Genomic DNA, 11,328 nt, shown 5'->3' on the forward strand with positions numbered 1-11,328 from the left:
CTATCCGAATTGCCCAATTAAACCTGTTCGTTAGTTGTTGGCTCCAGCGTCATTAGTTCTTTCAGGCTAGTCCTATGAAACTCATTCCACTCATCGGTGCACTCCTCCTTTCAACCGCACCAGTTCAGGCTGTCGAAGCATTTGAGGATTTAAATAATGAAGAGTTTGATAAGATGCTCGAAGTTTATATGATTGGATACGTCTCAGGGGCTCTTCATTACTCATGCAGACTGAAGCAGCTAGAAAAAATTAGTCAACAAGAATTTGAGGTAGCGTTGTCTGGAGCGAAGGATGCGTTCAACCAAAAATACGAGTATATAGCTAAAGCTTTGCTTGAGGGAATATGGGCAGACGTAAAGAGACATTGTGCGTATGAACAAATCAATATCGGTGACTTTAAATAGATAGATTCAACTGAATAATCACATGCATTCCGTCATCAATTCTTTCAGGCTAATCCTATGAAACTAATCCCACTCATCGGTGCACTGCTCATCTCAGCGGTTCCCGTTCAGGCGTTTGAAACATATGAGGAGTTAGTTGAAGCTTGTGGAGCTACAGAAGAAATCGGTAAATTGTGCGGAGCAGTTGCTGACTATAGTGCTGCAATGATGACGGTGAGTTTGCTTTGTGACTTAGAAGAAAAAAGTAGGCTTACAAAAGAGAACTTAGTTTTGTCTTGGGATGAATGGAATTTGATAGTGGATGAGAATTATTATAGTGGGGACACAATGTGGAATGTAGGAGCAGAGATAACATTAAAAAATTTGCCAGAATGTTCAATTTAACCTATCCCCTAATTTTTATCATCAATTCTTTCAAGCCTATCCTATGAAACTACTTCCATTCATCAGTGCACTCCTCCTTTCAGCCACAGCATCAAATGCCCAGACAGCTGAGCTAGATGAAATGCATCAAAAAGCTAGAAGCTTTTGCATACAAAATACAGACCTCTGTTTGTTCATCCAAAAACGAGCGGTAATTATGGACATGTGCTTTGAAATTACATTAAATAGATACGACATTGCCTACTTAAATGCCTACATTAAGCGAGGTTTGCTTCATGAAAGCTGGGGCAACCCATATAGACTCGCATCAGAAAGTGCAGCACATTGGTGTGAAAACATGGGCGTCAAAGGTGCAGCAGTTGAAAAGAACTAAACTTGACTTATTGTTAGCCCATGTTCTTGAGATTTATGCCCATGAAACTCCTCCCACTCATCGGTTCACTCCTCATCTCCGCTGCTCCAGTTCAGGCTTTTGAAACATTTGAGGAGTTATATAAAGCTTGTGAGACTACAGAAGAAAATAGTAATCTGTGCGAAGGTGCTGCTAATTTTCAATCTTTAGGGATAGCGGCGTATTTGCTCTGTGATTTAGAAGCAACAGGTATGCTTACAACAGAGAAAATACTTTTATCTTGGGATAATTTGAAAGAGCTTTTTACTTTTAATAGTAGGGACCCAATGTGGAATGCAGGAGCAGAAAAAATGCTAGAGAACCTCCCAGACTGTTCACTTAAACCTTAATTGTAGGTTCCAGCAAAAAGGCTCCATAACTAGCGAAAGATACTTGCCTGATAGTTTTACCTAATGTGAACATTAGACCTGCTGCAGAGCTACATAGGACCGTCTGGTGCAAGGCAACGCGAAGCATTCTTGGAAAGAAATATGCATCTAAGGCTGCCGCGACGCCTCTTTAAATCTGCGATACCGCTGTGCATACCTGACCCTCAGGAGACCCTGAGATGCCTTGGTACAGCAGGATTGTTAAAAATGGTTTTAGTTCGAGAAGAACACCACAGCCCAGGCCACCACAAAGAACAGCAGGATGTACACCCAGGGATTCCAGCCCTTCACCCAGTAAGGAATTAGATACAAACCATCTGCAACGGGAGAGCGCTTCGGTTTTTGATTCAGGGGGTCGTTCGACATCACCAAGGCTGTAAGGAACTTGAAAACTCCTGCTACGGCAGGGCTCAAGAGCTTTTTTGATTGTACAAGGGCTGCCGTGGCTAAGGAAGAACCAGCAATCTCATCTTGATTATGGAAGGCAACAAAACCATGCGCGACATGGTGAACGCCCATCTGCCGATTCTTCTGCAACTGATCAGCACGGTGTCCCTGGTGGTGATCGCCTTCAGCGCTACCTGCATCAGCAGCTCATTGAAGGAAATCAGCGGCAAAGGGGAGATGGCGATGAAAACCTCGGCCATGCAGGCGTCAGCTTTCCTTCGCTTGCCTTAGCCGCCAGATGTTAAATCCGAACGCGGTCTAGTCGATGACTGGGAGTTGAGGGCCAGGCTCAGGGGACGGTTGAATCGGAATCTTGATCGCCTCGCCCTCGCCATCAAACAACCGCCAGCCGCTTGGATCAGGATCCAGATGCAGGGTTTGCCCGGCGACAACGTGAAGATCAGGATCGGCACGGACCTGCACCAGATGCTGCCCCTCCAGCAATTTGCAGGTGATCAGCTGTTCGTTGCCGAGCATTTCGCAATGGCTCACCTCAGCGGGAAGATTGCGGTTCGTGGCCGGGGCGACGCGCCAGCTTTCCGGTCGAAGTCCGGCGGTGAGGTGTTGATTATCGAGGGACGGAAGGATGTCGGCGAGGGGGCCTTCCACCGCAAGGCGATGCTCGCCGAGTAACAACGACGCTCCGTTGCCGATTCGGACGGGCAACAGGGTCATCGGTGGACTTCCAATGAACTGCGCCACGAAAAGGTTGGACGGCCAGCGATAAAGCTCCATCGGTGTTCCCAGCTGCTGAAGTCTTCCCTGGTTCAGCACGGCAATGCGATGCCCCATGGTCATCGCCTCCACTTGGTCGTGGGTGACGTAAACGGTGGTGGTTCCGAGCTGGCGTTGCAGCTCAACAATGCGGGCGCGAGTGCTGTTGCGCAGCTTGGCGTCCAGATTGCTGAGCGGTTCGTCCATCAGGAACACCGATGGCTGACGAGCCATCGCTCGGCCAAGAGCAACCCGCTGTTTCTGCCCCCCCGAGAGTTCCTTGGGCAGCCGGTTCAGCAATGCCGAGAGCTCAAGCGCTTCAGCCACATTTTTCACGCGCTCCTCGATCTGCCGTTCACGTGCTGACCGAACGCGCATCGACTGCGGCATGCATCGGCTGGCTCGATGCAGTTGATCCCTGACTTGCTGAGCCAGGCTGCGGTGCTGACTCCGGCGTAACCCGAAACTCAGGTTGTCCCGAACGCTGAGGTGGGGATAGAGGGCATAACTCTGGAACACCATGGCCACATTCCGGCGTGCCGGCCGCAGGCGGCTCACGGGTTGCTGGCCGATCCAGATCTCTCCCGAGCTGGGCTGATCCAGACCCGCCAGAAGGCGCAGCAGGGTGCTTTTGCCACAGCCGGAGGGCCCGACAAGCACCAGGAATTCACCGTCCTCAATGCTGAGATCAAGTTGACGAATGACCTCGACAGGCTTGTCCCCCCGTCGTCCGGGAAAGGTTTTGCTCAGAGCTTCGAAACGGACTCCAGCCAACCGAAGAACTGCATCGGCCTGAGTTTAGGTTGGAGAGACAGGCCACCCGGTGGTGCCGTGCAGTTCATCGACCAGGCGCGGATCACGGTTCGAGGGGGGCGGGGAGGAGATGGCATCGCCGCCTTCCGACGCGAAAAATATGTGCCGGCTGGCGGCCCCTCAGGTGGGGACGGAGGTCATGGCGGACATGTGGTGCTGCAGGCTGATTCGAATCTGCAGACCCTGCTGGATTTCAAATACAAGCGGCTGTTCGCTGCGGATGATGGCCGGCGCGGCGGACCCAACAAGTGCACGGGTGCATCCGGTCGTCAGCTGGTTGTGAAAGTTCCCTGCGGTACCGAGGCTCGCCATCTCACCACAGGAATCCTTCTGGGAGACCTGATTGAGCCTGGTCAGCAACTCACGGTGGCCTTTGGTGGCCGCGGAGGGCTGGGGAACGCGCACTACCTCAGCAACAGAAACCGGGCACCGGAAAAGTTCACCGAGGGCAGAGACGGTGAGGAATGGCCTTTACAGCTCGAGCTCAAACTATTGGCCGAGGTGGGCATCATCGGCCTTCCCAATGCCGGCAAAAGCACATTGATTGCTGTGCTTTCAGCCGCACGGCCCAAGATCGCGGACTATCCATTCACAACCTTGATTCCCAATCTTGGGGTCGTTCGACGTCCAAGTGGTGATGGCACCGTCTTCGCGGATATCCCGGGTTTGATTGCGGGAGCTGCTCAGGGTGCTGGGCTCGGCCACGACTTCCTGCGACACATCGAGAGGACGCGGTTGCTGATTCACCTCGTGGATGCCGGTGCCGAGGATCCGGTTGGTGATTTGAGAGTTGTGGAGAAAGAGCTCATTGCCTATGGGCATGGCCTTGTGGATCGGCCAAGACTGCTTGTTTTGAACAAGCAGGAACTCGCATCTGAAGATCAGTTGCAGCGCGTGGTCGCTGAACTGGAGGCCATCAGCGGTCGCGATCCCCTGACAATTTCCGCCGTGATGGGGCGTGGTCTGGATTCCCTGTTGGGTCGGGTCTGGTCAACCCTTGGGGTGTGATGGTCCGTTGCAGGCTGCACACCGATGCTTGTGGCTTGTGATTTGTCTCGCCATAACGGGGGAACAGAACAACTGTTCAAGTCCCCACCCGTCATGACCTTCTACACCTGCTTCGACAACAAGGGTTCGGTCATCGCCCGATGCCAGACAGAAGAGGAAATCGCTGTTCTACGCCGCATGGGCCGTCCCATCGCAGAAGTGAAAGCGATGAAGAGCCAAGAGGCTGTGGTGTGCAGCCTCACAGGTAGCCCTAGCGACTACAACGAAGAGTTCTAGGTCGAGGTTCCTCAGTCGTCGTAGACCCGGCACTCATCAGCATCCGGATTGGCCTCGCAGTGCAATTCGAGTGAGGTCGGGTCGTGGTTGTCGCCGGGATGGTGCTCTTTGTACTCCTCGAGGGAGTTGAGTTCCTTCTCGAAGTGACGCAGCTTGGCGTCATCACCAGCAGCCTTGGCCGCTTCGATTTCGGTCTTGTCCTTCTGGATGTGCTCGTCGATGGATTTCATGGGATCGCGCCGCAAGCTGGCACCACATTACGGCGGTCTGAGGGGTGGAACAGTGATGGTTTCGAATGCAACAGTTCCCTGACGACATTGCTGGTATTTGGTAGCCGTTGCTACCCATTTGTTGTCGGTGTCAGGGGGCGAGTTCGCTCAGCTCCAGCCAGCGCTCCTCCGCGTCTCCGATCGCATGGATCAACGTTGCCAGCTCAACGCTCAGCTCGGCCATGTCCCCCTCCCCACGGGACAGTCGTTGCTCCAGTCCGCTGCGACGTTCCTCCAGCAGCGGCAGCTGCTGATCGAGTTGTTCTAACTCCTTGTTTTCTTTGAAGGAACGTCGACGCGGTCCTGTGCTGGTTGCTTTGGCAGGTTGACCTTTCTTGTTTGCCGCCGGCTTCTGCGCTGACTGCTGACGGTCCAGTTGACGCTGCTGTTCGAGAAATTCGCTGTAGTTGCCCTCGAATCGGCGCAGGCGGCCGCTGTCGAAGCAAAACAGGCGGTCAACCGTTCGGTCGAGAAAATAACGATCGTGAGAAACCACGATCACGCAACCACGGAAGTCTTCGAGGAAGTCCTCCAGCACGCTGAGGGTCTGGACATCCAGGTCGTTGGTGGGCTCATCCAGCAGCAAGACGTTTGGAGCCTGGATCAGCATCCGGCAGAGCGTGAGCCGCCGCCGTTCTCCTCCCGACAACTTTGAGAGTGGACTGTGTTGCTGCGCAGGGGGAAACAGAAAACGCTCCAACAGCTGTGAGGCGGTCAGTTGCTCGGTTCCGAGGTCGATCCGGCTGGCGGCCTCTTCAACAAACTCGATGACCTTGCGTTCCAGGCCCTTGCCCTCGGTGAACACATCGGTGTGTTGATCGAGGTAACCGATATGCACCGTTTCCCCAAGTCGCAACGAACCTTGGGTGGCTGATCGCCTGCCTGCAATCAGATCAAGCAGGGTTGATTTCCCGCTGCCGTTCGGCCCGATGATTCCCACACGGTCCTCAGGGCTGAAGCTGTAACTGAAGTTGTCCAGCAGCTTGCGGCCCGTTTTATCTCCGCCGGCGGTGACGCCGAGGCCCTCCGCTTCGATCACAAGCTTGCCGATGCGTCGGCTGACGCTCGCCATCGCAAGGCCGCCCTTCGCCATCAGGGGCTTGTTCTCCCGCATGGCTTCAATCCGCTGAAGCCTTGCCTTCTGCTTGGTGCTTCGCGCTTTAGGGCCCTGGCGCAGCCAGGCCAATTCCCGTCGCAAAACTCCTTTGAACTTGGCTGCTGAGGCTGCTTCCGAGGCGTCCTGCTCCGCTTTCCGCTGCAGGTAGGTGCTGTAGTTCCCGTCATAGGTGCGCGCCTGGCCTCCAGCCACTTCCACCATTCGCTGGGTGACCCGATCCAGCACGTAGCGATCGTGGGTCACCAGCACGAGTGCACCGGGATAGCGATCCAGCCAACTCTGCAGCCACTCAACGGCGTCGGCATCCAGATGGTTGGTGGGTTCGTCCAGAAGCAGCACATCCGGGCATGCCACCAAGGCCGACGCGAGGCTGACTCGCTTGCGGTACCCGCCGGAGAGATCCTCCACGGGGCGTTGCAGGTCGCTGATGCCGAGTTTCTGGAGCACTTCCCGGCACTGTTGCTCCAGGCTCCAGGCTTCCTCGTCATCCATGCGCTGGCTGAGCTGGCCCAGCTCAGCCAGAAGGGTTTCATCATCGGGATGTTCAGCGATCGCTTCGCTCAAAGCGCTGAAACGCACCAGGAGGTCGCGTTTGGCACCGCAGCCTTCCAGAACCTGTTCCAGCACGGTGCGGCCAGGTGTGATGCGGCTGTCCTGACTGACGAGAACCACGCGTAAACGCGGCGAGCAGCGCCGTGCGCCGTCACCCAGCGGTTCACTGCCCGCCAGCACCTTCAGCAATGTTGATTTGCCCGCGCCATTCGGTCCGATCAGTCCCAGGCGTTCCCGCTCACCGATGTAAAGATCAAGATCTGAGAACAGGGTGCGGATGCCGAAGTCCTTGGCGGCACCCACCAGGCTGATCAGACTCACGGGGTGCCGCCGGCCAGTTGACCCTCCAGATAAGCAAACACGCTCTTGTCACCGATGTCGGCCGCGGCATCGATGCCGAATTTGCGCAGAGCCAGGACGACCAGAAGGAGAGACGCCATACCCATCAGAGCAAGGCTGATTTCTGAGCTGAGCAGGGTCGTCAGCCGTCCCAACAGAGCGATCGGCAGCAGCAGGGTGAGCCCGATCGCTTCGAGGCGCTGGAAGCAGAAGAATTCCTTGAAACCGATTCCAGCTAGAGCGGCGAACTGGGGGCCTACGGCCAGGATCCAGAGAGGCTGTAACGCCAAGGTGTTCAGGGCCTGCCTGGGGCCGGCTGTCATCAGCAGCACCAGCCAGCCGGCGCAGCCCAGCAGCCAGAGAAGCTTCAAAGCCTGGTGAAGAGGTTTCAGATAGATGTGAATCCACCTCAGGGCCAGAGCGAGGCTCACCGTCAAGGGAAGCAGCCAGAGCCAGGCCCAGGAACCGCCCCACTGCCACCACTGCAGCAAGCCGGCACTCATGGAGACTCCGCTCCCCATGAGGGCCAGTCGGTACCTCTGCACCTCAAGCCGATCGTGATCTGTGATCGTGTATGGGCCGTAAACGCCGTCGAACTGAGGATCGGCCGTCGTCATTCATGCGGCATGGAGCTATTCACCAGTGTGCTCAGTTCTGCTCCTGTCGGAACGATTCCTCCGGGATTCAGCGGGAACAGCGCTCCGTAGTAATCGCGACGCCAGGCATCAGCATCACAACTGTCCGCCACACCGGGTATTGCGAAGAAGCGACGCCGCCAGTCCCAGATGTTGGGGAAGACCCACAGGGGACGCGTGCAACCGAACAGCGGGGAATAGACCGCTTCCCAGCGGATCAGGGTCGGGAACAGACGAACATCAGCCAGGCTGAGGGTGTCCCCACAAAGCCAGGGCCCTTGCTGGCTGAGATGGTTCTCCACCCGTTCAAGGGCATTCGTGAGTGCACGTTCGGCACGCTCATACGCAGCCTGATTCCTGGCGAATCCACAGCGGTAGACACCGTCATTCAAGGCTGGCTGCAACAGGATCTGCCAGGACTGGATCGACTCCTTGAGGGCGGGAGGTGCCAAATCCGGGGCCTGATCCTGGGCAGGCCAGCGGTTCAGCAACTCCACCAACTGAGCGCTTTCGTTGCCGAGAATCCGAGGGCCTTCCGGATCCACCAGAACCGGCACGGTGGCTCGGTAAGACGGAGGGGTTCCGCAAGCCCGATACAGCTCGAGCAGGCTGGAGCAGCCAAGCCAGCCAGGCTCGAGCTGCCAGCGTCCAGCCCTGTGATCAGCTGTTGCCGTCAGAAGGCTGAGGCTGTTCTCCAGCCCACGCAGTCGATGCACGAGCCAGGTGCGATGCGCCCATGGACAGCTGCGACCAACGATCAGGCGGGGTAGACGCTCCGCTGGCCGCTCATGAAGCGGCGGCTGTTCCGGCAAGACAGCTTCCAGGTGGTCGCTGACCGGTCGTTTGTAGTTGCCCTCCGTGTCGCACGGACCCAGCCCCCCCATCAGCAGGTTCCACTGCCCGCTCCATCCAGCCCGGGCGGCCATCACGATGATTGGTGGGATCGGCATCGCGGCACCCCTTTTGTCCAGTCTCTGCGCTCAGCCTTCAGTCGTGCCACTCTTCAGTCGTGTGACACTTCCGACGTGGCACCGAGCAGTCGTGCTTGTTTTTGAATGACGGCGTCCGACGTTCTTCTGGTTGCCGCCACCCATGGCAATGAGCTGAACGCAGCCTGGTTGCTGGAGCAATGGCAGCAACAACCCTCGCTTCTCGATGACCATGGACTGGGGTTGCAGCGAGTGATCGGCAATCCCGCGGCGCGGAACGCCAACCGCCGCTATGTCGATCGGGATCTCAACCGCAGCTTCCAGCAGGAGCGGTTGGATGATCAACACGATCAGGACTGTGAAACGGTTCGTGCCCGTGAGTTGGTGACGCGCTTCGGGCCCCAAGGGCAGCAACCCTGTTGTGTTGCGCTCGATCTCCACAGCACGACGGCAGCGATGGGGTCGTGCCTCGTTCTTTACGGGCGACGTCCAGCTGATTTGGCCCTGGCGTCGATTGTGCAGGGGAAGCTTGGGTTGCCGGTTTACCTGCACGAAGCGGATGCCGCTCAGACAGGTTTTCTGGTGGAGCGCTGGCCCTGTGGATTGGTGATCGAAGTTGGCCCGGTTCCTCAGTCACTGCTCGATGCACGGATCGTGCGTCAAACCCGCCTCGCTGTGGAGGCCTGTTTATCAGCCTTATCTGAGGCCCGAGACGGTGTTGGCCGAACCCCACGCCAGTTGGTGGTGCATCGCCATCTCAGCAGTCGAGATCTGCCTCGTAACGCGGACGGACAACCCTCGGCGTTGGTGAACCCTGCATTTCTCGGCAGAAACTGGCTGCCATCGGCTTCGACAGCGTCCTTGTTTGAGACCGCGGCAGGCGGTGAACTGCCCGTGGCTCTCCCCGCTGAAGCATCGGCCGCCGTGTTCATCAACGAGGCGGCCTATGCCGAGAAAGGAATCGCCTTGAGCCTCACCGCTCGCGAGGTTTGGCCAGTCGAGCCGACCTGGCGGCCAGCTCTGGAACAACTGATCAGGGCCTGATCAACGCGGACTGCCGTTGTAGATCTCTGCAAGAACGGTGCGCCCGTCATCTGAAATCTTCAGTTCCGTTTCCACCGTTGGGGTTTGATCCATCTCCTGCCATCCCGGAGATCCGCCTGGGATCACAAATGTGAAACCACCATCGCTGCTCACCAGGCAGACGCCACCTCCAGCGCTGGTGTTGTACATGCACTTGGCGGCACGTTAGTTGCTGAGGCCGCCGTTGATTCGTTCAGCGCGCATTCGAGCAACGTTCACAGCGCGCTGTTGAGCATCACTCACCTGGGCCAGGGCCGGGAGTGGAGGGGTCAGGCTGATGGCGAGAGGGGTCCCTGCCAGTGCCAGGAGTAAGGGGAGATGACGTGTCGTCATGGGTCTTGAGATGTCGAGGGGAAATCGCTCTGTGTGTCTGGTAGCAGCGGTCCGTTGTATGGGACGTCCAGGATTCGATCGCCATCGGCGCTGACGCGAATTTCGGTGAGCACCGTTGGCTCCGGAGGAATTTGCTGCTGCCATCCCGGGGCACCTCCTTGAAACCGAAATACAAAACCGGACTCGGTGTTTGAGACCAGGCAGCCCTCACCGCGAAGGGTATACATGCAGCGATCAGCTCGATAGCGGCTGAGTTCCCCGTTGAGTCGCTCCGCTCGCATCCGTGCCTGATTGGCAGCCTTGGTTTGTGCGAATGGGTACTGGAGCGATTGGGCCATGGCCATCGAACCGCTGATCGCCAGTCCGAGACTGAGCAACAGAGCTTGTGTCGGGCGCATCGGAAGATCCAGTGGGATTGCACCAATTTGGTGCGGATTGCTTCGTCTGCAGGCTCAGGTCACTGACACAGCTGTTTCTAAATCTGTCTTCGCGATGCTTCATCCGCAGGCCCAGCGGCCCTCGCCCTCCTGGCTGCATTCGAGATTGCTTGTCTGACCATCTTTCCAATACAGGCGAAGACGGTCGTCATTTGTGCCCAGCTGCAGCGTCAGGGAATCGATCGGTCCAGCCGGCGTCTTCTCATTGGATTCCACCGGATCTGGAAGTTTCTCTTTCAGATCCTTCTCGAGTTCATCGACACGCATTTGCAAGCGTTCCATCGCAGCCGCCAGTGAGCTGCTTGATCCATCAGGTGCTGGTTGCGTCGCTGTCTGAGCGCAGGAGCTCAGGCAGCTGACGACCAATGCTGATAATCCGATTCGAAAGGTTGAGGCAATGCTGGGTCGCATGATCCTGGTGGGTCTTGCGTCAGGGTCCCAGCTTCAGTAGATGGGTACCAGTCTTTCGCTCCAGTACACAACGGCACCTTGTGCCTCCAGTTCATGGCGACGGTGACGGGCACGGCACAGGGGAACGGTTTCCTCGAGCCTGCGGCCAGCTTGCAGCCAGCGAATGAGAACCACGACACTCCCAGATCAACCCAAGAATCTTAAATCTTCCTGTGGGTCTCATTGGACTGATTGAGGCGTGACGGCTTGTCGCGCAATGCGCCCACACACAGCGCAAAGTTTCTTTACAGCGGCGCAAACTTCCTTTACATTGGGTCGAGGCAGGGCATCCCTGCCCTTCCTTAAACCGCTTCCTCGGAAGCATTTCTTTCCGTTCTCATGACTACCACCATCCAGC

General features: G+C 56.8%; 19 protein-coding genes. 8 read left to right on the top strand and 11 right to left on the bottom strand.

Annotated elements, in window-relative coordinates:
* Positions 1-74 precede the first annotated feature (74 nt).
* From SYN9616_RS0114670 to SYN9616_RS0114685, 4 genes are read left to right on the top strand one after another with little or no spacing between them, the layout of a single operon-like run.
* Positions 75-404 carry a hypothetical protein gene (locus SYN9616_RS0114670; RefSeq protein ID WP_028953766.1) on the top strand — a complete coding sequence of 110 codons (330 nt, stop codon included), beginning with the start codon at positions 75-77 and terminating at the stop codon, positions 402-404.
* A 57-nt stretch (positions 405-461) separates the two neighbouring features.
* Complete coding sequence (locus SYN9616_RS0114675) at positions 462-788, top strand: hypothetical protein (protein WP_028953767.1); 327 nt, start codon at positions 462-464, stop codon at positions 786-788.
* Positions 789-831: 43 nt separating this feature from the next.
* Positions 832-1,161 carry a hypothetical protein gene (locus SYN9616_RS0114680; protein ID WP_028953768.1) on the top strand — a complete coding sequence of 110 codons (330 nt, stop codon included), beginning with the start codon at positions 832-834 and terminating at the stop codon, positions 1,159-1,161.
* 41 nt (positions 1,162-1,202) lie between these two features.
* Positions 1,203-1,529 carry a hypothetical protein gene (locus SYN9616_RS0114685; RefSeq protein WP_156918856.1) on the top strand — a complete coding sequence of 109 codons (327 nt, stop codon included), beginning with the start codon at positions 1,203-1,205 and terminating at the stop codon, positions 1,527-1,529.
* A gap of 252 nt (positions 1,530-1,781) precedes the next feature.
* Here the strand turns inward: SYN9616_RS0114685 and SYN9616_RS17505 are convergent, their stop codons facing one another.
* Complete coding sequence (locus SYN9616_RS17505; protein WP_156918858.1) at positions 1,782-1,934, bottom strand: hypothetical protein; 153 nt, start codon at positions 1,932-1,934, stop codon at positions 1,782-1,784.
* 129 nt (positions 1,935-2,063) lie between these two features.
* Between SYN9616_RS17505 and SYN9616_RS0114695 the strand changes: the two genes are divergently transcribed.
* Positions 2,064-2,246 (top strand): hypothetical protein, encoded by a 183-nt coding sequence (locus SYN9616_RS0114695; protein WP_232200564.1) that lies wholly within the window; start codon positions 2,064-2,066, stop codon positions 2,244-2,246.
* Between the two features lie 27 nt (positions 2,247-2,273).
* On the opposite strand, the gene SYN9616_RS0114700 is transcribed toward SYN9616_RS0114695, so the two are convergent.
* The gene (locus SYN9616_RS0114700; RefSeq protein WP_028953771.1) at positions 2,274-3,503 is read right to left on the bottom strand and encodes an ABC transporter ATP-binding protein; all 1,230 of its coding nucleotides are present in this window, start codon (positions 3,501-3,503) and stop codon (positions 2,274-2,276) included.
* Between the two features lie 57 nt (positions 3,504-3,560).
* On the opposite strand from SYN9616_RS0114700, the gene cgtA reads away from it, so the two are divergent.
* Positions 3,561-4,550 carry an Obg family GTPase CgtA gene (gene cgtA, locus SYN9616_RS0114705; RefSeq protein ID WP_028953772.1) on the top strand — a complete coding sequence of 330 codons (990 nt, stop codon included), beginning with the start codon at positions 3,561-3,563 and terminating at the stop codon, positions 4,548-4,550.
* A 93-nt stretch (positions 4,551-4,643) separates the two neighbouring features.
* Positions 4,644-4,826: a hypothetical protein gene (locus SYN9616_RS0114710; protein WP_028953773.1), complete on the top strand. Its 183-nt coding sequence runs from the start codon at positions 4,644-4,646 to the stop codon at positions 4,824-4,826.
* Between the two features lie 11 nt (positions 4,827-4,837).
* Here SYN9616_RS0114710 and SYN9616_RS0114715 read toward each other — a convergent pair whose 3' ends face one another.
* The 4 genes from SYN9616_RS0114715 to SYN9616_RS0114730 form a co-directional block, all read right to left on the bottom strand.
* Positions 4,838-5,056, bottom strand: a complete 219-nt coding sequence (locus SYN9616_RS0114715; protein ID WP_028953774.1) for a CP12 domain-containing protein — start codon at positions 5,054-5,056, stop codon at positions 4,838-4,840.
* Between the two features lie 130 nt (positions 5,057-5,186).
* Complete coding sequence (locus SYN9616_RS0114720; RefSeq protein WP_028953775.1) at positions 5,187-7,085, bottom strand: ABC-F family ATP-binding cassette domain-containing protein; 1,899 nt, start codon at positions 7,083-7,085, stop codon at positions 5,187-5,189.
* Positions 7,082-7,720: a DUF2301 domain-containing membrane protein gene (locus tag SYN9616_RS0114725; RefSeq protein WP_028953776.1), complete on the bottom strand. Its 639-nt coding sequence runs from the start codon at positions 7,718-7,720 to the stop codon at positions 7,082-7,084. Before SYN9616_RS0114725 ends, SYN9616_RS0114720 begins: the two co-directional genes overlap by 4 nt.
* Entirely contained in the window at positions 7,717-8,688 is a 972-nt protein-coding gene (locus SYN9616_RS0114730) for a glutathione S-transferase C-terminal domain-containing protein (RefSeq protein WP_028953777.1), read from the bottom strand. Before SYN9616_RS0114730 ends, SYN9616_RS0114725 begins: the two co-directional genes overlap by 4 nt.
* Before the next feature lie 105 nt (positions 8,689-8,793).
* Between SYN9616_RS0114730 and SYN9616_RS0114735 the strand changes: the two genes are divergently transcribed.
* On the top strand, positions 8,794-9,711 hold the full coding sequence (locus SYN9616_RS0114735; RefSeq protein WP_028953778.1) for an aspartoacylase: 918 nt from the start codon (positions 8,794-8,796) through the stop codon (positions 9,709-9,711).
* Here SYN9616_RS0114735 and SYN9616_RS18035 read toward each other — a convergent pair whose 3' ends face one another.
* From SYN9616_RS18035 to SYN9616_RS17740, 5 genes are all read right to left on the bottom strand, one after another.
* Positions 9,712-9,900, bottom strand: a complete 189-nt coding sequence (locus SYN9616_RS18035) for a hypothetical protein (RefSeq protein WP_232200569.1) — start codon at positions 9,898-9,900, stop codon at positions 9,712-9,714.
* Positions 9,901-9,915: 15 nt separating this feature from the next.
* Positions 9,916-10,083 carry a hypothetical protein gene (locus SYN9616_RS18040; protein WP_232200571.1) on the bottom strand — a complete coding sequence of 56 codons (168 nt, stop codon included), beginning with the start codon at positions 10,081-10,083 and terminating at the stop codon, positions 9,916-9,918.
* Positions 10,080-10,481, bottom strand: a complete 402-nt coding sequence (locus SYN9616_RS15990; RefSeq protein ID WP_051411060.1) for a hypothetical protein — start codon at positions 10,479-10,481, stop codon at positions 10,080-10,082. The genes SYN9616_RS18040 and SYN9616_RS15990 overlap by 4 nt, the downstream gene beginning before the upstream one ends.
* A gap of 99 nt (positions 10,482-10,580) precedes the next feature.
* On the bottom strand, positions 10,581-10,931 hold the full coding sequence (locus tag SYN9616_RS0114750) for a hypothetical protein (RefSeq protein ID WP_051411061.1): 351 nt from the start codon (positions 10,929-10,931) through the stop codon (positions 10,581-10,583).
* A 33-nt stretch (positions 10,932-10,964) separates the two neighbouring features.
* Positions 10,965-11,105 carry a hypothetical protein gene (locus SYN9616_RS17740; RefSeq protein ID WP_198015195.1) on the bottom strand — a complete coding sequence of 47 codons (141 nt, stop codon included), beginning with the start codon at positions 11,103-11,105 and terminating at the stop codon, positions 10,965-10,967.
* Between the last annotated feature and the right edge of the window lie 223 nt (positions 11,106-11,328).

Source organism: Synechococcus sp. CC9616 (genome assembly GCF_000515235.1).
Lineage (GTDB): Bacteria > Cyanobacteriota > Cyanobacteriia > PCC-6307 > Cyanobiaceae > Parasynechococcus.